Here is a 17,868-nt window from a genome sequence, read left to right on the forward strand (position 1 = left end):
GGTCGTGAAGGTGGGACACTCGCAAGTGTCGGATCGCTTGTCTACCCGTTTCTGGTCGCGGCCAGTGTATCCACCGGCGGGAGTTTGCCATTCGCGCGATGCTCTTCCGTTTTAACCTCGTCCCACAGCGCATCCATCTCGGCCAGATCGCTTTGCGAGGGGGTCTTGCCCCGTTCGGCCAGCCGGGCTTCGACCTTTTCAAAGCGACGGGTGAACTTGGCATTGGTGCGACGCAGGGCGGCTTCGGGTTCGATGCCAAGATGACGACCCAGATTGACCATCACGAACAGCAGATCGCCGAATTCGTCTTCCAGCGCGTCAGCATCCATTTTGTCACGCGCCTCTTCCAGTTCGGCGGCTTCTTCGGTGATCTTGGCCAGAACATGGCTGGCGTCAGGCCAGTCGAACCCCACCCGAGCGGCACGTTTTTGGAGCTTATGCGCGCGCAGCAGTGCGGGCAGGTTTGCGGCCACACCGTCCAGCGCACCTTTCTGTTCCTTGCCCGCCCGCTCGGCGGCTTTGATGGCCTCCCAATCTTTGATTTGCTGGTTAGCCGACTTGTCGCGGGATTCATCGCCAAACACATGCGGATGGCGGCTGACCATCTTGTCTGACATGGTGCGTACGACGTCCTGAAAGGTGAAATGTCCTGCTTCTTCTGCCATTTGGGCGTGAAACACGGATTGAAACAGTAAATCCCCCAGTTCGCCCTTAAGCTCGTCAAAGGCTTCGCGTTCGATGGCGTCAGCGACCTCATAGGCCTCTTCGATCGTATAGGGGGCGATGGTCGCGAAATCCTGTTCGATATCCCACGGGCAGCCGGATTGCGGATCGCGCAGGCGGCGCATGATTTCCAGCAGCCGTTCGATACCTGCATCGCTGTCATGGATCAGAGGATTTTCAGCCATTGCGAACCCTTTCATTCCGGTGTCAGATGCATCCATTCCGCAGTCCCGATCAGGAGTCCACCCCAGATGCCCGTCGTCAACCGAATTGCCGATTTCTCTGCCGACATGACCAGATGGCGCCAGTATCTGCATACCATCCCAGAGTTGGAATTCGAATGCCATGAAACTGCGGCCTTTGTGGCGGAACGTCTGCGTGAGTTCGGGGTCGATGAGTTGCATGAGGGGCTCGCAAAGACCGGGATGGTCGCGATCATAAACGGGCAGGGCGACGGGCCGACGATTGGCCTGCGCGCCGATATGGATGCGTTGCCAATTACCGAAGAAACAGGCGTTGACTACGCCTCTCAGAACCCCGGAAAGATGCATGCCTGCGGTCATGACGGGCATACCACGATGTTACTGGGCGCGGCCCGTTATCTGGCCGAGACGCGAAATTTCAGCGGTCGCGTGGCGCTGATCTTTCAACCCGCCGAGGAAGATGGCGGTGGTGCTGGCGTGATGGTCGAAGAAGGCATCATGGACCGGTTCGACATCTCGCAGGTCTACGCGCTGCACAACGCGCCGGGATTTGCCGAAGGGACATTCTATACCACGCCGGGGCCGATCATGGCGGCTGTCGATACGTTCGAAGTGCATATTCAGGGTGTCGGCGGCCACGGTGCGATGCCGCATGAAACCCGTGATCCGGTTATGGCGGCCTGTGGGATTGCGCAGGCCATTCAGACCATTGTCAGTCGCAACCACTATGCGCTGGATGATCTTGTCGTTTCGGTCACGCAAATTCACACAGGCACGGTCAACAACGTGATCCCGGATACGGCCTATATCAACGGCACCGTTCGAACATTCGATCCGAACGTGCAGCAGATGGTGATGCGACGCATGGCCGAGATTGTCGAGGGGCAGGCCAAATCCTATGGGGTCGAGGCGCGTTTGGAATACAATGTCGATTACCCTGCCACCATCAATGATGCCGAAAAGGCGGGTTTTGCGACCGAAGTGGCGCGAGAAATATCCGGAGATGACCGGGTCACCGGCAATACCGGGCGCGAGATGGGGGCCGAGGATTTTTCGTACATGCTGCAAAAGCGCCCCGGTGCTTATCTGTTCCTCGGGCAGGGTGAAGGCGCGGGGCTGCATCATCCGAAATACAACTTTAACGACGAAATCGCACCGGTGGGCGCGTCGTTTTTCGCGCGGATCGTGGAAAAAGCGCAGCCGTTGAGCTGATAAAGGTTCGGGAAAGGGACTACGGAAGACATGGCACTGGAAGACGCAAGAAACCAAGTGGATGAGGCATTCACCAATCCGGACCTCAAGGGGTTGTCTTATGAAAATACGTTCGGCGGCGCGACGTCTTTTCTTCGGCGGCTTTACACCAAGAACCTGAAGGGTGTGGACATCGCCGTAACCGGCGTGCCGTTTGATCAGGCGGTTACGAACCGGCCCGGCACGCGCCTTGGCCCTAGGGCGATCCGAGAGGCCAGTGCGCTTCAGTCGCCTGATGCGCCCTATGGCTGGCCCTTTGATGCGCTGAGTGAACTGGCGATCGTGGACTATGGCGATATGGCTTATGATTATGCCAATATACCGGCCTTTCCCGACACGCTGACCGACCACATCCGGACCATTCTGACCGCTGACGTAGCGTCGGTCGCGTTGGGTGGCGACCACTATATCAGCTTTCCGATCCTCAAGGCTTATGCCGAGAAATTCGGGCCAATGTCCCTGCTGCAATTCGATGCGCATACCGACACATGGGTCGATGACGATATGTCCCGCGTGGATCACGGGACAATGTTCTACAAGGCTGTAAAGTCGGGCATTGTCGATCCGAAACGCTCGGTCCAGGTGGGTATTCGCACGACGAATGAGGATACGCTGGGCGTGAACATCATCGATGCGCGTGAGGTTTATGAATCGGGGCCTGCTGCAGTGGCGCAAAAGATCAAAGACATTCTTGGTGACAGCCCCGTTTACCTCAGCTTCGACATTGACGGTCTTGACCCGGCCTTTGCCCCTGGTACGGGCACGCCGGTCTGGGGTGGGTTAAGCTCGATTCAGGCACAGATCATCCTGCGCGACATTGCCGGGATCAATATCAAGGGCGGGGACGTGGTCGAAGTATCGCCGCCCTTTGACACCTCAGGTGCGACAGCGATTGCTGGGGCCCATGTGGCGACTCAGATCATTTGCCTGTTGGGGTGGAACAAGCTGGAAAAAGCAGAAGGGTAAACCCGCATGGGTTCACGTTAACCAACAGTTAGCCATGCTTAAGGTATGTGCTGGATCACAAGACGAACAGGGGCGGGACTATTACGCGCATGACCGAATTCAACCAACCAATTAGCGGGAATGATCTGGCTCGGTTTTCCGGGCCGAACACATTCATGCGCCTGCCGCAGGCCTCCTCGCTTGAGGGGCTGGATGTGGCGGTGCTGGGGGTGCCGATGGATATCGGCACGTCGTGGCGGTCGGGCACGCGCTTTGGCCCCAAGCAAATCCGCGGCGAAAGCGCGATGATCCGGCCCTATAACATGGCCACCAGAGCGGCCCCGTTCGACAGTTTGCAGATAGCCGATATTGGGGATCTGGCGATCAACACCTTCTCGCTGGCAGACAGCCTCAGGATCATCAAGGAAAGCTATGACGCCATATTGGCGAAAGGCGTGATCCCGGTGGCCATGGGGGGCGATCATTCGATCACCCTGCCGATCCTGCGAGCCATCAAGGCAAAACACGGGCCCGTGGCACTGGTGCATGTGGACGCCCATGCCGATGTGAATGACGAGATGTTCGGTGAGCGTGAAACCCACGGTACCGTCTTCCGCCGCGCCTATGAAGAGGGGCTGATTGTTCCCGACAAGACGTTCCAGATCGGCATTCGGGGCTCGGGTTATGCCGCCTCGGACTTCACCGAAGCCAAGGACTGGGGCTTCCGCCAGTTCCCGGCCTGGGAGCTGTGGCAGCAGAACCTGACCCAAATCGGATCGCAGGTTCGCAAGATCATCGGGGACCACCCGGTTTACATCTCGTATGACATCGACAGCCTTGATCCCGCGTTTGCTCCGGGCACCGGCACGCCGGAAATCGCAGGTCTGACGACACCGCAAGCGCTGCAACTGATCCATGCCCTGCATGGGGTAAACGTGGTGGGATGTGATCTGGTCGAGGTTTCACCCCCTTATGATCCATCGGGCAACACTGCACTGACAGCGGCCAACCTGATCTACGAGATGCTGTGTATCCTGCCGGGTGTGACGTCGCGGTAAGACGCGGTGGAATGTCTTGCCGCCGGTTTTGTTCCGCTTAGGGTTCACCAAAAAGGATAGAACGGGATGAAAAAGGTGGCTTTGGGGGCAGTGATTGCGCTTGTGGTTGGGGCGGGCGGCTATGTCCGCCTGGCACCGTCCGACCCTACGCGGTGGCACGTCGCTTTTGTTGCAACCGAAAATCAGGATTTGCCCGGTGGTGTGGTGCGCGTTGTCGAAACCGGCTCCGACGGGTTGCAGCGTCTTGACGAGATTGCCCAAGCCACGTCGCGCACCACGGTTTTGGCAGGTTCGGTCAGTGAGGGTATGATCACCTATATCACCCGCACGAAATGGATCGGCTTTCCCGACTACACCACGGTTCAGCAGGATGGTGACACCCTGCGCATTCATGGGCGCCTGCGATTTGGCCGCAAGGATTTCGGGGTTAACAGAGCGCGAGTCGATGGGTGGTTGACTGCACTTCAATAGATTGAAATCAAGGGGAAAGTTCCTAAATTGGACGTATGAATGACTATGAGCAAAAGTTCCATAATGCATTGGCTGAAATTGAGCAGGCCGGTGTTAAGCAGCACATAAGAATTGATTCTGATCTTGAACGATTGAAAGCACTTGGCTTTGAACCAAGACCCTTTCTGTATTGGGCATCGCCATTAACCAATGTTGCTGTGTTTGTCTTGCTGACCTTGATAATTGCTTCGGTTCAGGCCGGGGTAACTGTCATACTTGGTGAGAACTTTTGCCTTCCCAATATATTTGGCTTTGCAGCGTTGGCCGCCGTACCACTTACTTTGCTAACAGTCGCACTCAGACTGTTCCAACGCAGGGCATACAATTTGAGCAAGTGGGAAGACTTGTAGCGCTCAGAGAGCGTTGTCACCATCTGGCGGTGTATCCAAATTTGGCCAGTCCGAGTGTAACCCAGACGACAAACACCCCTCCTGAACCTCACGCCACATGGGAACGTTCAGGGACATCTGGCATTGCGCCGTGAACATGCGTCCGTCGACCTGAAGGCAGATCATCTCACCCAGTTCGATGCGAGACCCGGATGTGTCAGTGCAATAGCAATCCCGCGTCTTGCCATCAGGGCCGATGTAATCGGCGAATGCAGGCGTCGTTGTCAGCAGCAGAGTAATTAAAACCCGTTTCATGGCCGCAAGCTTAGCATGACGTTGCCCTTGACCAAAGCCCCCGGATGAGAGACACCGCCGGGATGATCCCCGAAGAACGTCTTGAACAGATCACCCAGCGTTTCCAGTACCTCGAGGCAGCCATGGCCGATGGCGCGTCGGGTGGTGACATAGCGGCGCTGGCCAAAGAATATTCCGACCTCAAGCCTGTCGTCGATCAGATCATGGCCTGGCGACAGCTGGTGGGAGATCTGGCCGAGGCGCAGGCGATGCTGACTGACCCGGACATGAAAGAGCTTGCCGAGGAGGAGATCCCCGAGTTGCAGGCCCGCATCCCCAAGGCGGAAAACGCGCTCCAACTGGCATTGTTGCCAAAGGACGCGGCGGATGCCCGTCCGGCGATGCTGGAAATCCGCCCCGGCACCGGCGGGGACGAGGCCGCTTTGTTCGCAAGCGACCTGTTGCGCATGTATCAGCGTTACGCCGAGGCGCGTGGCTGGAAATTCGAGATTATCGAAGAACAGGCCTCGGATCTGGGCGGCATCAAGGAAGTGGTCGCCCATATCAAAGGCGACAATGTCTTTGCGCGCCTGAAGTACGAATCCGGCGTCCATCGGGTGCAACGCGTGCCCGAAACCGAAAGCGGCGGGCGCATTCACACCTCGGCGGCGACTGTGGCGGTTCTGCCCGAGGCCGAGGATGTAGACATCCAGATCGACGCCAATGATATCCGAATCGATACGATGCGAAGCTCGGGCGCGGGCGGACAGCACGTGAACACGACCGACTCGGCGGTGCGGATCACGCATCTTCCGACGGGATTGGTGGTGACGAGTTCCGAGAAGTCCCAGCATCGCAACCGCGAGATCGCCATGCAGGTTCTGAAGACGCGCTTATATGATCTGGAACGGCAGCGGATTGACAGCGAACGGTCGGCAGATCGCGCCAGTCAGGTGGGCTCGGGGGATCGCTCGGAACGCATTCGTACTTATAACTTCCCGCAGGGGCGCATGACCGACCATCGGATCAACCTGACGCTATATAAGCTGGATCAGGTGATGCAGGGCGATCTGGACGAGGTGATTGATACGCTGACGGCAGACGATCAGGCCCGGCTGCTGGCCGAGATGGCACAATGACGGGTCTGCAAACAGCGGCACAGGCCATGGTAGCAGCGACAGCGCGCCTGCGTGCGGCCGGTGTGGACGATCCGGCGCGCGACGCGCGTCTGTTGCTGGCCCACGCTGCACGGATTGAAGCCAGCCGGGTGACACTGATTGCCCCGGAAGAATTGCAGCCCGAAATCGCCGAGCGTTATGACCAGCTGATCTCCTTGCGTGCCGTTCGGGTTCCGGTGTCGCATCTGTTGGGTGAGCGGGAGTTTTACGGCCGCAGGTTTCGCGTCAGCCGGGATGTCCTTGATCCGCGCCCGGAAACAGAAACCCTTATCGAAGCGGCGTTGAGCGAACCATTTGATCATGTCCTCGACCTGGGGCTGGGCTCGGGGTGTATCCTGATAACCCTTCTGGCCGAACGCAGCAGTTCCACGGGCGTGGGTGTCGATCTGAGCGAAGCCGCCTGCCTGCAAGCCAGTGCCAATGCGGTTCAGCATCAGGTAGAGGCGCGGATTGAGATTCTTCGATCAAACTGGTTTGAAGACATTAATGGTCAATTCGACCTGATTGTTTCCAACCCTCCATATATCTCAGTGTCTGAGATGGAAGAGCTGTCGCCCGAAGTGCGCGAGCATGAGCCGCGCATGGCTCTGACGGATGAGGGGGACGGGTTGGGAGCGTATCGTCGGATCGCGGCTGCGACCCCGGATTTTCTGTTGCCGGGCGGGCGAATTCTTGTCGAAATCGGTCCGACGCAGGCGGCAAAAGTATCAGCCCTGTTCGACGCTGCCGGGTTGGTGGATGTTCGGATCATCCCTGATCTGGACGGTCGCGACCGCGTTGTCGGCGCAAGAATGCCGGGTTGAGTGGCGGGTTTGCGGCAAAAAACGCCAACCCGAACAAAAAAGCTTGTGAAAACCCGAGATTCCTCTTGTCTGCGCCGTCAGGACATGTTTACTCAGGATTAGTCGGCGAGGTTGACGCTGTTGCAGCGCACCCCTGACGCCAAGCCCAAAAAGTCGACTTCCCGTCACGGCAAACGCCTTAGAGCAGTGCAAAACACGGGTTGAGCGACAGCGCATTGATAAGGCTGACGTAAAGTAAGATGAGATCTTCCAAACCCCGTTCGCGGGCCAAGAATAACCGCAATCGTCCTTCTGGCGGCAACGTCGTAAACCGGGTTTTTGACAGCTCGGGTCCCGAAGGCAAGGTCCGTGGCACGCCGCAGCAGATTATTGATAAATACAACCAGTTGGCACGTGACGCTCAGCTGTCGAATGACCGCGTGGCGGCAGAAAACTTCCAGCAACACGCGGAACACTACCTGCGGATGCTGAGCGAAGCGCAGCGCGAGATTGACGCGCGCCGTGAAGAGCAGGAGCGCCAGAACCGCGAACGCCAGGCCGAGCGCGACCGTGAACGTGCCGAACGTCAGGAACGCGAAGCGACCCGCCAGGCTGATCCGGCCGAAGCACCGCAGCCTGATGTAATGGACCTGTCTCAGCAAGTTTCAGAGCCCGATAGCGGTCTGGTGGAGACCCCGGAAAACAAAGAAACCCCGGCGGCTGAAACACCGGAAGAGGCTCCGCGCAAGGAAAAACCCGCGCGTAAGCCACGCGCCCGGAAGCCCAAAGCTGCGCCCGAGGCAAAAGAGGAAGCACCCGCCAACACCGGGGATGCTCCAGAGGCGGCTGAGTAAAGCTGACGCCCAATGAACCAAGCCCCGAGGTCAAACTCGGGGCTTTTTTGTTTGATCAGGTTTTCTTAACTTCGCGCGCCAAAGCGCAGAACGCTTCCAGCGGGACTTGCTCGGCACGGTCCGTGGGCTTGATACCTGCGGCCAGAAGGCGGTCTTCGATATCCGGGGCAATGCCTTTGAGTGAGGCGCGCAGCATCTTGCGGCGTTGGTTGAAGGCGGCAGCCACGACGCGCGACAGGGTGGCGGCATCGGCGGGATAGCGTGGCTCGGGCAAGGCGGTCAGGTGGACCACGGCGCTTGAAACCTTGGGCGGCGGAGTGAAGGCCCCGGGGGGAAGCAACATGGCGATACGTGCCTCTGCCCGCCATTGGGCAAGGATGGCAAGGCGTCCATAGGCTTTGCTGCCGGGTTGGGCAACAATACGCTCGGCCACTTCGCGTTGGAACATCAGCGTCAGGCTCTGCCAGAATGGGGGCCATTCGGGCGGTGTCAGCCAACGCACCAGCAGCTCGGTGCCGACATTGTAGGGCAGGTTGGCGGCGACGCGGATTGGCGGTGTCAGATATTCAAGCGGGTTGATCTCCAGTGCGTCGCCGTTGATCACCTCAAGCCGACCCGGATACGCGGCGGCGATGTCGTTCAGGGCGGCAATGCACCGGGTATCTTTTTCGACGGCCACGACCTTGCGCGCGCCTTCGGACAGCAGGCCTCGCGTCAACCCACCGGGACCGGGGCCGATTTCAAGCACATCGCATTCTGACAAATCGCCGGCCTGTCGGGCGATCTTGGCAGTCAGGTTCAGATCCAACAGGAAATTCTGCCCCAGCGATTTGCGCGCCGAAAGCTGGTGGGTTGCGATGACCTCGCGCAGAGGGGGAAGCGTGTCTATAGCGCTCATGATCGGAATACCTTGGCGCCAGTTAAAGGGGCTGTGCCCGAGATTTTTGTGCCTCCGGCGGGGATATTTTCAGCCAGGTGAAGGATCAAGAGCTTTTTACCATGCGTTGGGCAAGTTTCAGGGCTTCGATCAGGCTGGAGGGGTTGGCGATGCCTTTCCCCGCGATGTCCAGTGCTGTTCCGTGGTCGGGCGAGGTACGGATAAACGGCAGGCCAAGGGTGACATTCACGCCCCGGTCGAAATCCAGCGTCTTGATCGGGATCAGGGCCTGATCGTGATACATGGCGATGGCGGCGTCATAGCGGGTGCGGGCGGCTGCGTGAAACAGCGTATCCGCAGGGTGGGGGCCTGTAATTGTCGCGTCCTCGGGGTTCAGATCGGCCAGCATCGGAGCAATCCAGTCGAGCTCCTCTGTGCCCATCTTGCCGCCTTCACCTGCGTGCGGGTTCAGGCCTGCAACTGCGATCCGGGGATGCGCGATACCGAACTGATCACGCAAACCGCGTGCAGTGATTTCAATCGTTTCGCGCAGAAGATCAGGGGTAAGTGCCGCGGGAACCTGTGACAATGGAATGTGAATTGTCGCTGGAACGACGCGCAACCTCTCGCTGGCCAGCATCATGACAACCCGACGGGTTCCGGAAAGGGCTGCCAGAAACTCGGTATGGCCAGGAAAGGTGAAGCCTGCGCCGTCGATCAGGGCTTTCTTGTTGATCGGTGCAGTGCAAAGCGCTGCGGCCTCACCGGTCTGTACCAGTTCGGCGCCGGTTTCGATGGCATCAACCACCGACGGCGCGTTGGCCGGGTTTGGCTGGCCGAATACGTTAGGGGCGGGAAAGTCCATCTGAAGAACGGGCAGGGCCCGATCACAGATTTCAGCGACCTGACCGGGATGTTCGATTTTGGCAACCGGAGTGCCTGCGGGCAGGTGGCTGGCGTCCCCGATATAGAAAAACGGGCAGGCATCGCGCAGTTCAGCCCACGCCTTGGCCGCGATTTCCGGGCCGATACCGGCCGGTTCGCCGCAGCTGAGCGCGACGGGGCGTATCATTCCTGAATAATGACAGCGTCAGCCCGCAGCTGTTCCACCAGGCTGGCCGCAAAGGCCTGAAGACGTTGCTGCGCAAGCGCATTGGCGACATCGCCCCGAGAGGTGTCTTCGCCCAGATCCCGCGTGCGGTTGCACAGCATCAGGAACACAAGCGTCTGACCATTGTTGCGGGTCAGATTCGCCGATGCTTCGTTCCGGTCCAGCTTGGCCAATTCTACGGCAATATCACCGGGCACCTCGGAAGGCGCGGCTTCGACCCGGTCCAGAACTTCGGCGGGCTGATCCTTGGCAATGCCATAGAGATCATCACAAGTGTCGATTTCTTCTTTCAGCTTCGCGGCCCGCGAAAGGGTTTCGGCGCTGCGCCCGCCTGGCAGGTAATAGGCGGCATAATCCAACTTTGAAATGCGCGGAGCGCCGGTTGCGACCTCGCGCAAGCCACGCATCTGAAACAGGGCAACAGCGTTCGGCAAGGTGATCGGGTCGGTAATCTCACCGGTCTGAAGCCCCAGGATGACAGGTTGAAGCGCCGGGGGCAGGTTCGAGATATTCAACCAGTCCAGACGTCCACCCTGACCCCGTGTTGCGGCTGCGGAATACTGAGCCGCGGCGGCAGAAAAAGCGTCTTGCCCTTCCAGCCGCGAGATTTCTTCGGCCAACAGCTCGGTCTGGGCAACCGTTTGCGGGTTTACCGGGATGATGATTTCGGACAGCAGGACCTGCAATCCGCCACCGCCCGTCTGGCCCAGAGCGCGATCGATCTCATCCTCGGTCGGGCGGGCCTGCGACAGATAGCGCGAACTGATATAGTCGCGCCATGCCAGTTGATCGGCGACATAATCCCGGACCGTTTCCGGGTCGACGCCCGCGTCGCCGAGAAGTTTTAGGAATTGTTCGGATGACAATTGTCCGCGCGAGGCGAATTCGTCGATGCCCAGTTGAACGGCCTCGGGCGTCGCTTGCACGCCGGCGTCACGCATGACCTGCCTGCGCAGTTTTTCATCAATCAAGGCATCCCTGACGTCAGCTTCGCTACCACCGGGCAGGCCCAGAACATTCAGGAATTGCAAGCGCTGTTCAAGCTCATACCAGGTGACAATGTCCTGATTGACGCGGATCGCGGGTGAGAACAGGCTTTGCGCGCCGCCCTGAAGAGGCGCGATTGCAAAAACTGCGGCAACTAGTGCCGGTGTGACCGGCTTAAGCCAACCGGAACCGAGAAACCTGGAGAAACCTAATATCAACTGCATGTTCTCTTGTATGTCTTGCCACCGCCTTCAAGGGCGTACCCTGTCAGAGAAAGGGTAAAGCCGAATTCTGTCGAAGGCTCAATAGTGGATGTTGAAGTAAAGCGCCGACTTACGGACATGTTAACCTGAACACATTCGTTCTGGTAGGTCACGCCCAGACCCAGCCGGATCGGTTCCGACTCGGCCAGATCGTAGCGCGCCAGGGCATTTGTCAGCCAGTTCTGATCGACCTGGTAACGCCCGAGCAGCAGAATTTCCGAGATTTCTTCGGTGATGTTTTCCGCCGGGTCCGGTTCCTGCCAGATATAGCTGCCAGACAGGCCGGCATATTTGGATGCCCATGCGCCGCGCAGCTCGGCTTTGACAAAGCTGAAATCACCGTCGATCAAACCGCGCCCGGCAAGTGACCAGCCATTGGCCGTGCTGATCTGCCCGGCCACCAGCAAATCCGACGATGTGCCCTGCAACCCCGATGTCAGCGTGAAATTCGGATCGGCGTCAGCACGAAACACCTGACCCACGGTCGCCTGGGCCTGCCAGCCACCCGCGCTATACCGAGCCCAGTTCAGGCCAACCACGCCGGTGGCGCTGTTCTCGCGCTGATCTTCAGCCGGGAAACGCGACAGGGATAGAAGGTTGCCCTGATCGAATTCCTGAAAGGTACTTTCATCATTCGGAACATCGGTGTCCGACACATGTGTCCATCCAAACTGTGCGATCGGTTCGAGGAACTGAACTGCCCCCGACTCCTCGCGCCGTGTCATTGGATAACGGAGTGTCAAAGCCGCACGCGGTGTAGATCGGGTCACGTTGTCTGGATAGTTGCTGTCGTGGCGGACGTTGAAAGTGTCAACCGACGCCCCCAGCGTCGTATCGACCCGCAGCCCCGACGCGAACGTCCAGCTGCGTAACCATTCGGCGTCGAAGGTGGCCCGTGCAATATCCCGGCCAACAACATCTGTATTGCTGGTACGTTCGTGCGCGTGGCCGATGAAAGCCAGCCGAACCTCGCCGCCCAGTGTGTTGGGAAAATAGCGTTTTTCATAGTTGAGATCGAAGACGCGGGACGGGATCTCGTCCTGATTTTCGCTGTCCCGCAGTGTTTTGTAATAGATCAGGCTGGTTTTGAACGCGCTGTCGCGATTGATCCTCTCCAGCGCGATTTCACTGCGCAAACGGTCCAGATCCGGCAAGCCATAGTCGGCCAGGTACGCATCGTCGGATGTGGTTTCCAGATTGAAGGTCAGACGAAAATCGTTCTTCAGATTGAACCAGCCGGTGGCAAAAAGGTAGCCGCGATCCTGATCGGGTTGCACATCATCCCGTGTATAAGCGCCTTCCACCTGAATGCGTCCGTTCACAAAGGCTTGACGATAGCGGTATCCCAGCGTTGTCGTCTTGGCTGAGACGTAAGGAGTAAGTGTCAGGTCCTTGTGATCGCCAAGTTTAAAGAAATAAGGGACCTGAACTCCAGTGCCCAATTGCGACGTGCTGCGGATCGAAGGAACCAGAAATCCGGTTGCCCTCTCTAGCGTTGGGTCGGGCAAGCGCAGATAGGGAAAGTAGAATACCGGATAATCCAGCACCCGAAGCTGCGCGCCTTCGAAATATAGTTGCCGTTCCAGTTGATCATGCGTGACTTTGCGCGCCCTGATCTGCCACAGAGGCGGCCTGCCGTCGGTGCAGACATGACAAGATGTGGCCGAAACCTTGCTGAATTGCGTATAGCGACCTGCGGTCCGTTTCGCCTGAACCGAGGCGATTTGTACCTGCTGTTCGAACACCATGCGTGCGCCGATCAGCAGTCCGTTCTGAATTCCGCTGTCCAGTTGCCCTGAATCCGCCAGCAGCGTGGTCTGACCACCCTGATCGATACGAATGGGGCCTTCCAGTATCAGCTCGCCAGTCTCGCGGTCATACGTGATACGATGGGCGGACAACTTGGTGTCGCCCTGAAAGGCTTCGACATTGCCTTCAGCCACAAGTTTGCGCTCAGGCGTGATGAATACCTTGTCGGCCACCAGCAAGGCGGGCTCTTGCTGCGCTTGTGTGCCCTGTGGTTGTGGCTGGCCTTGGGATGTCTGTGCTGCAGTTCCCGCCGGGACGGACAAAGCCAGTGCACTTGTAAGCAATACAGGAACGATATGCCGCATCAGCCGTCCTCCGCATGCAGTAGCAGACCAAGAGACAGCAGAATTGCGGCAAAGGGCGGTGCCCAGGCAGCGATATAGATGGGCAATTGTCCGTTTTCCCCGAGGATTTGCGCGAAATTGCGCACGAAATAGATGGCAAATCCAAGCAGAACGGCTGTCAGGACGGCGATCCCTGTGCCGCCGAACCGAACGTGGCGCATGGTAAACGCGGCCCCGATCAGAACCATCGAGATCAGAAAGAAAGGCCGGGCCAGCTGTACCTGCAGCCAAACCTCATATTGTTTGGTCGAAAATCCCGCCTCGCGCAGGTCGCTGATCAACTGGGGCAGGTCATAAACAGAAACCGAATCCTGTTGCCCAAACGTATCCATGATCCGCTGTCGGGTCAGCGAGGTCGGCAGCTCCAGACGCTCGTGCACAACTGAATTGGATTCAGGGTTTTGCCCATCCTGCAAGGCCCAGGTTTTTGCCTGATACAGAACCCAGTTCCCGTCTTCCAACTCTGCCCGATCCGCAACAATTTGCTGGGTTGGTTTGCCATCCCGCCCAAAGGTGATGACGGTAACACCGTCCAGCCGCAGCTTGTCTTGGTTCGATGTGGCCCGGGCGTGGATAACGGCCTGCCCATTCTCGGCGGATTGGCGCAGCCACAGGCCCTCGCTGCTGATCGAAAGGGCCGAACTGCCGTTGTTTCGGTATGAATCCGACAAGCGGCGGAACTCTTCGGATGTGGCCGCTGCGATGGGATTCAAAAGTGCAACGGCCAGAGCGCCGATGATCAGCGACAACAGGACAGGGGCGACCAAAGCGCGGATGCCCGAGCGGCCAGTTGCACGGGTCACCACAAGTTCGGACGTACGTGCCAGCCCAACGAACAGCGCGATGGTGGACAGGATGACCAGCAAAGGCAGCATTTCGCTGATGGCGGCTGGTGTATTCAGCAGTGTGAGGTGCAGCAGCTGGGCAAAAGACAGGTCGAAATCGTCAAAGCGGCGAATCTGTTCGATCAGATCGATGAGAATCATCAAGGTCAGGAAAATACCTCCGATGACCATGAAACTTTGCAGGAACCGGCGAGCGAAATAACGGTCCAGGATCATAGGCACAACCCCGCTGCGCCTGTAGTGCGGGGCGTCGGGCTGATATCGCGCCTGCGCAATGCTGTGCGCGACGGCGTATGCCTGCCCTCTCGTACCACGTCTTTCTCCCCCGAGCCTGCCGGTCATTTTTTCGGGACCTTAATGCAATTGAAAGGCGGGGAAAACTGCTATCTGGTCAATGCGTGCCCCGCGGGCTAGGTCTTGGGGAACAGAATTCGAGGAGTGTACAATGAGCAGTCTGATACCGATCCGTTTTCAGGAATTTGACCTGGAGGCTATGGCGCAGGCCGGAGGGCGCGTCGCCATCATCATTCCGGATGACGGTAAGATGGGCCCGGCAGCCCGCAGAGCCAACCGTCTGACGAAGGGCGGGTTGGCGCGGCTTGTTGAAAGCGAGAGTTTCAGCAAATCCAAAACAGGGGACGTCACCTCGATGGCATGGCCCACAGGGATGGCGGCTGAGGCGCTGGATGTTCTGGTTCTGCCACGTCGCCCCGAGGCCGGCGAAGCCCGAAAGGCAGGTGCAGCCCTTGCCAAACTGGCGGGCGGAAAGGACATGCTAGTGATGGTTGGCAATCACGCGCGGGCCGAGGATCTGGCACTGGGGATTGTTCTGCGCAGCTATGAATTCGACGCGCATAAAACTAAGGAAAGCCAGAAGGCTGGCACAGTGACAATCAGCCACGCAAAGCCTGCAGAGATCGAGGCAGATTTTGCACCTCTCTATGCAATTGCTGATGGCGTTCGGATGACGCGCGATCTGACCAATGAACCGGCAAATGTTTTGACCACTACCGAATTCGCGGACCGTCTGGTTGAGATGCAGGAGCTGGGTCTTGAGGTCGAAGTGCTGGACGAAGACAAGCTGGCCGAGTTGGGAATGCGCACATTGCTAAGCGTCGGGCAGGGCTCGGACAGCCCTTCGAAAGTGGTGGTGATGCAGTGGAATGGCGGTGCCAAGGACGACGCGCCTCTGGCTTTGGTCGGAAAAGGCGTGGTGTTCGACACGGGTGGTATCTCGCTCAAACCCGCCGTCGGCATGGAAGAGATGACCATGGACATGGGCGGCGCCGGCGTTGTTGCGGGCACCATGCGCGCGCTGGCCAAGCGCAAGGCAAAAGCCAATGTCGTTGGGCTGGTTGGTCTGGTCGAGAATATGCCCTCGGGTAACGCCACCCGTCCGGGTGATGTGGTCAGGTCTATGAAAGGTGATACGGTCGAGATCATCAACACCGACGCCGAGGGCCGCCTGGTTCTGTGTGACGTGATGTGGTACGCGCAGGAACGGTTCAAGCCGGTCGGCATGATCGATCTGGCAACTTTGACCGGTGCGATCATTATCGGGTTGGGCCATGAGAATGCTGGTGTCTTTTCGAACAATGACACATTCTGCGATGCCTTCCTGAAATCAGCCAAGACCGAGGATGAAGGCGCCTGGCGGATGCCATTGGGCGATGCCTATGACAAGTTGCTGAAATCGCGCATTGCCGACATGAAAAACGTGGGCGGTCGTCCCGCGGGTTCAGTCACCGCCGCGCAATTCCTGCAGCGTTTCGTGAAAGAGGAAACGCCGTGGATTCACCTGGATATCGCGGGGGTCGCCTCGGTTGCCGACGAGACATCTTATGCGCCCAAAGGCGCCACCGGCTGGGGTGTGCGCGCACTGAGCCGGTTTGTGCAGGACAATTTCGAGTAGGCATATGGGCGCTGTCTATTTCTACCACCTGACCCGCCAGCCGCTGGAGCACACCTTGCCTGCGCTGCTGGACAAGGCGCGGCAAGCCGGGTGGCGGATAGCCGTGCGGGGTACTGACCCTGCACGGATGGACTGGCTGGATGAAAAACTTTGGCTGGGACCCGAGGACGGGTTCGTGCCCCATGGTCGCGCAGGCGGTCCGCATGACGCGGACCAGCCGATCCTGCTGACCACCAGCGCCGTGGCGGGAAATGGCGCGACCTGCATCATGGCCGTGGATGGAGCGCCGGTCGAGGCGGAAGAAGTCGCCGCGCTGGAACGGGTTTGTATCCTGTTCGATGGCAATGACGACATGGCTGTACAACACGCGCGCGGGCAGTGGAAAGCGCTGACGGATGCCGGATGTTCCGCACAATACTGGTCGGAGGAGTCCGGGCGGTGGGAGAAAAAGGCCGAAGCCTGACCGGCCCGCAATTTTCAGGAGATACGACGATGCAGAAGAAGCCTTTGGGCCGTACCGGAATTATGGTGAGCGATCTGTGCCTTGGCACGATGACATTTGGCTCTCAAACATCTGAAACGGATGCGCACCGGCAGATGGATATGGCGCTGGACGCGGGGATCAACTTTGTCGACGCGGCCGAAATGTACCCGGTGAACCCTGTCGCGAAGGAAACGATCGGGCGCACCGAAGAGATTTTGGGAAACTGGAATGCCGCCAATCCTACCCGCCGGGGTGATTATGTTCTGGCGACCAAGCATTCCGGCGCGGGGCTGTCCTTTGTCCGTGATGGTGCGCCGATCACCGCCCGCACCATACCCGAAGCGATTGAGGGGTCTTTGCGACGATTGCAGACCGGGTACATCGACCTCTACCAGTTCCACTGGCCCAATCGGGGCAGCTATATGTTTCGGCAGAATTGGGATTATGCGCCGTCTGGCGAATACACAGACGAAGTGCTGAGCAACATGCAGGAATGCCTTGAGGCACTGCAGGCTCAGGTGGACAAGGGCAATATCCGTGCCTTTGGCCTGTCGAATGAAAGTGCTTGGGGAACCGCGCAATGGCTGCGGCTGGCCGAACAGATGGGGGCGCCGCGTGTGGCATCTGTGCAGAACGAATATTCATTGCTGTGCCGCCATTTCGACACCGACCTGGGTGAGTTGAGTGTGCATGAAGATGTTGGGCTGATGGCGTTTTCCCCTTTGGCAGCAGGATTTTTGACCGGAAAGTACCAAAACGACTGCGTGCCCGACGGATCGCGTATGTCATTTGTGCCAGAGATGGGCGGCCGGAAATCCGGTCGTGTTTTCGAGGCGGTTGCAGCTTATCTGGACATCGCCGCGCGGCATGGTCTGGATCCGGTGCATATGGCGCTGGCGTGGTGCCGGACGCGCCCTTTCATGATGTCGGCAATCTTCGGGGCCACGACCGTCGCGCAGCTGGATCATCTTCTGGCGGGCGTGGATCTAGAATTATCCAAGGATGTGTTGGCCGAGATCAGCAGGGCACATCGGGCGCACCCGATGCCGTTTTAGGGGCTCTGCCCCCGTCGCCTTTGGCGACGCCCCCGGGATATTTTTGGCCAGATG

The 17,868-nt window shown here is 58.6% G+C and carries 18 protein-coding genes; 11 read left to right on the top strand and 7 right to left on the bottom strand.

All coding sequences use genetic code 11. The features are described 5' to 3' along the window. Nucleotides 1-41 precede the first annotated feature (41 nt). A complete protein-coding gene (mazG, locus tag ACR0JI_RS01580) occupies nt 42-908 on the bottom strand; it encodes a nucleoside triphosphate pyrophosphohydrolase (protein WP_480476767.1) in 867 nt (288 codons plus the stop codon). Nucleotides 909-974: 66 nt separating this feature from the next. On the opposite strand from mazG, the gene ACR0JI_RS01585 reads away from it, so the two are divergent. The 5 genes from ACR0JI_RS01585 to ACR0JI_RS01605 all read left to right on the top strand — a co-directional run bounded on the left by ACR0JI_RS01585 (nt 975) and on the right by ACR0JI_RS01605 (nt 5,040). Then, complete coding sequence (locus tag ACR0JI_RS01585; RefSeq protein ID WP_480473207.1) at nt 975-2,138, top strand: M20 aminoacylase family protein; 1,164 nt, start codon at nt 975-977, stop codon at nt 2,136-2,138. Between the two features lie 30 nt (nt 2,139-2,168). Next, nucleotides 2,169-3,143 (top strand): agmatinase, encoded by a 975-nt coding sequence (speB, locus tag ACR0JI_RS01590; protein WP_480473205.1) that lies wholly within the window; start codon nt 2,169-2,171, stop codon nt 3,141-3,143. An 89-nt stretch (nt 3,144-3,232) separates the two neighbouring features. Further along, nucleotides 3,233-4,180 (top strand): agmatinase, encoded by a 948-nt coding sequence (gene speB, locus ACR0JI_RS01595; RefSeq protein ID WP_480473203.1) that lies wholly within the window; start codon nt 3,233-3,235, stop codon nt 4,178-4,180. A 66-nt stretch (nt 4,181-4,246) separates the two neighbouring features. Then, nucleotides 4,247-4,651: a DUF1499 domain-containing protein gene (locus tag ACR0JI_RS01600; RefSeq protein WP_480473201.1), complete on the top strand. Its 405-nt coding sequence runs from the start codon at nt 4,247-4,249 to the stop codon at nt 4,649-4,651. Between the two features lie 35 nt (nt 4,652-4,686). Next, a complete protein-coding gene (locus ACR0JI_RS01605; protein WP_480493028.1) occupies nt 4,687-5,040 on the top strand; it encodes a DUF6404 family protein in 354 nt (117 codons plus the stop codon). A gap of 3 nt (nt 5,041-5,043) precedes the next feature. Here the strand turns inward: ACR0JI_RS01605 and ACR0JI_RS01610 are convergent, their stop codons facing one another. After that, entirely contained in the window at nt 5,044-5,334 is a 291-nt protein-coding gene (locus ACR0JI_RS01610) for a hypothetical protein (protein WP_480473197.1), read from the bottom strand. A 62-nt stretch (nt 5,335-5,396) separates the two neighbouring features. Between ACR0JI_RS01610 and prfA the strand changes: the two genes are divergently transcribed. The 3 genes from prfA (at nt 5,397) to ACR0JI_RS01625 (ending at nt 8,127) form a co-directional block, all read left to right on the top strand. Beyond that, the gene (prfA, locus tag ACR0JI_RS01615) at nt 5,397-6,452 is read left to right on the top strand and encodes a peptide chain release factor 1 (RefSeq protein WP_480493157.1); all 1,056 of its coding nucleotides are present in this window, start codon (nt 5,397-5,399) and stop codon (nt 6,450-6,452) included. Further along, complete coding sequence (gene prmC / locus ACR0JI_RS01620) at nt 6,449-7,294, top strand: peptide chain release factor N(5)-glutamine methyltransferase (RefSeq protein WP_480473195.1); 846 nt, start codon at nt 6,449-6,451, stop codon at nt 7,292-7,294. The genes prfA and prmC overlap by 4 nt, the downstream gene beginning before the upstream one ends. 239 nt (nt 7,295-7,533) lie before the next feature. After that, a complete protein-coding gene (locus ACR0JI_RS01625) occupies nt 7,534-8,127 on the top strand; it encodes a DUF4167 domain-containing protein (protein ID WP_480493029.1) in 594 nt (197 codons plus the stop codon). Between the two features lie 55 nt (nt 8,128-8,182). Here the strand turns inward: ACR0JI_RS01625 and rsmA are convergent, their stop codons facing one another. The 5 genes from rsmA to lptG all read right to left on the bottom strand — a co-directional run bounded on the left by rsmA (nt 8,183) and on the right by lptG (nt 14,579). Next, a complete protein-coding gene (gene rsmA / locus ACR0JI_RS01630) occupies nt 8,183-9,025 on the bottom strand; it encodes a 16S rRNA (adenine(1518)-N(6)/adenine(1519)-N(6))-dimethyltransferase RsmA (protein ID WP_480485400.1) in 843 nt (280 codons plus the stop codon). Nucleotides 9,026-9,110: 85 nt separating this feature from the next. Next, on the bottom strand, nt 9,111-10,076 hold the full coding sequence (pdxA, locus tag ACR0JI_RS01635; protein WP_480493030.1) for a 4-hydroxythreonine-4-phosphate dehydrogenase PdxA: 966 nt from the start codon (nt 10,074-10,076) through the stop codon (nt 9,111-9,113). Next, on the bottom strand, nt 10,073-11,326 hold the full coding sequence (locus tag ACR0JI_RS01640) for a peptidylprolyl isomerase (RefSeq protein WP_480493031.1): 1,254 nt from the start codon (nt 11,324-11,326) through the stop codon (nt 10,073-10,075). The genes pdxA and ACR0JI_RS01640 overlap by 4 nt, the downstream gene beginning before the upstream one ends. Further along, complete coding sequence (locus ACR0JI_RS01645) at nt 11,317-13,479, bottom strand: LPS-assembly protein LptD (RefSeq protein WP_480493032.1); 2,163 nt, start codon at nt 13,477-13,479, stop codon at nt 11,317-11,319. The genes ACR0JI_RS01640 and ACR0JI_RS01645 overlap by 10 nt, the downstream gene beginning before the upstream one ends. After that, entirely contained in the window at nt 13,479-14,579 is a 1,101-nt protein-coding gene (lptG, locus tag ACR0JI_RS01650) for an LPS export ABC transporter permease LptG (RefSeq protein ID WP_480480588.1), read from the bottom strand. Before lptG ends, ACR0JI_RS01645 begins: the two co-directional genes overlap by 1 nt. 229 nt (nt 14,580-14,808) lie before the next feature. Here lptG and ACR0JI_RS01655 point away from each other — a divergent pair, with 229 nt between their 5' ends. From ACR0JI_RS01655 to ACR0JI_RS01665, 3 genes are read left to right on the top strand one after another with little or no spacing between them, the layout of a single operon-like run. Further along, nucleotides 14,809-16,275, top strand: a complete 1,467-nt coding sequence (locus tag ACR0JI_RS01655) for a leucyl aminopeptidase (protein ID WP_480493033.1) — start codon at nt 14,809-14,811, stop codon at nt 16,273-16,275. Nucleotides 16,276-16,279: 4 nt separating this feature from the next. Further along, a complete protein-coding gene (locus ACR0JI_RS01660; RefSeq protein ID WP_480493034.1) occupies nt 16,280-16,738 on the top strand; it encodes a DNA polymerase III subunit chi in 459 nt (152 codons plus the stop codon). 29 nt (nt 16,739-16,767) lie between these two features. Next, nucleotides 16,768-17,814: an aldo/keto reductase gene (locus ACR0JI_RS01665; RefSeq protein WP_480493035.1), complete on the top strand. Its 1,047-nt coding sequence runs from the start codon at nt 16,768-16,770 to the stop codon at nt 17,812-17,814. Nucleotides 17,815-17,868 lie beyond the last annotated feature (54 nt).

This window comes from Ruegeria sp. N10, assembly GCF_056531545.1.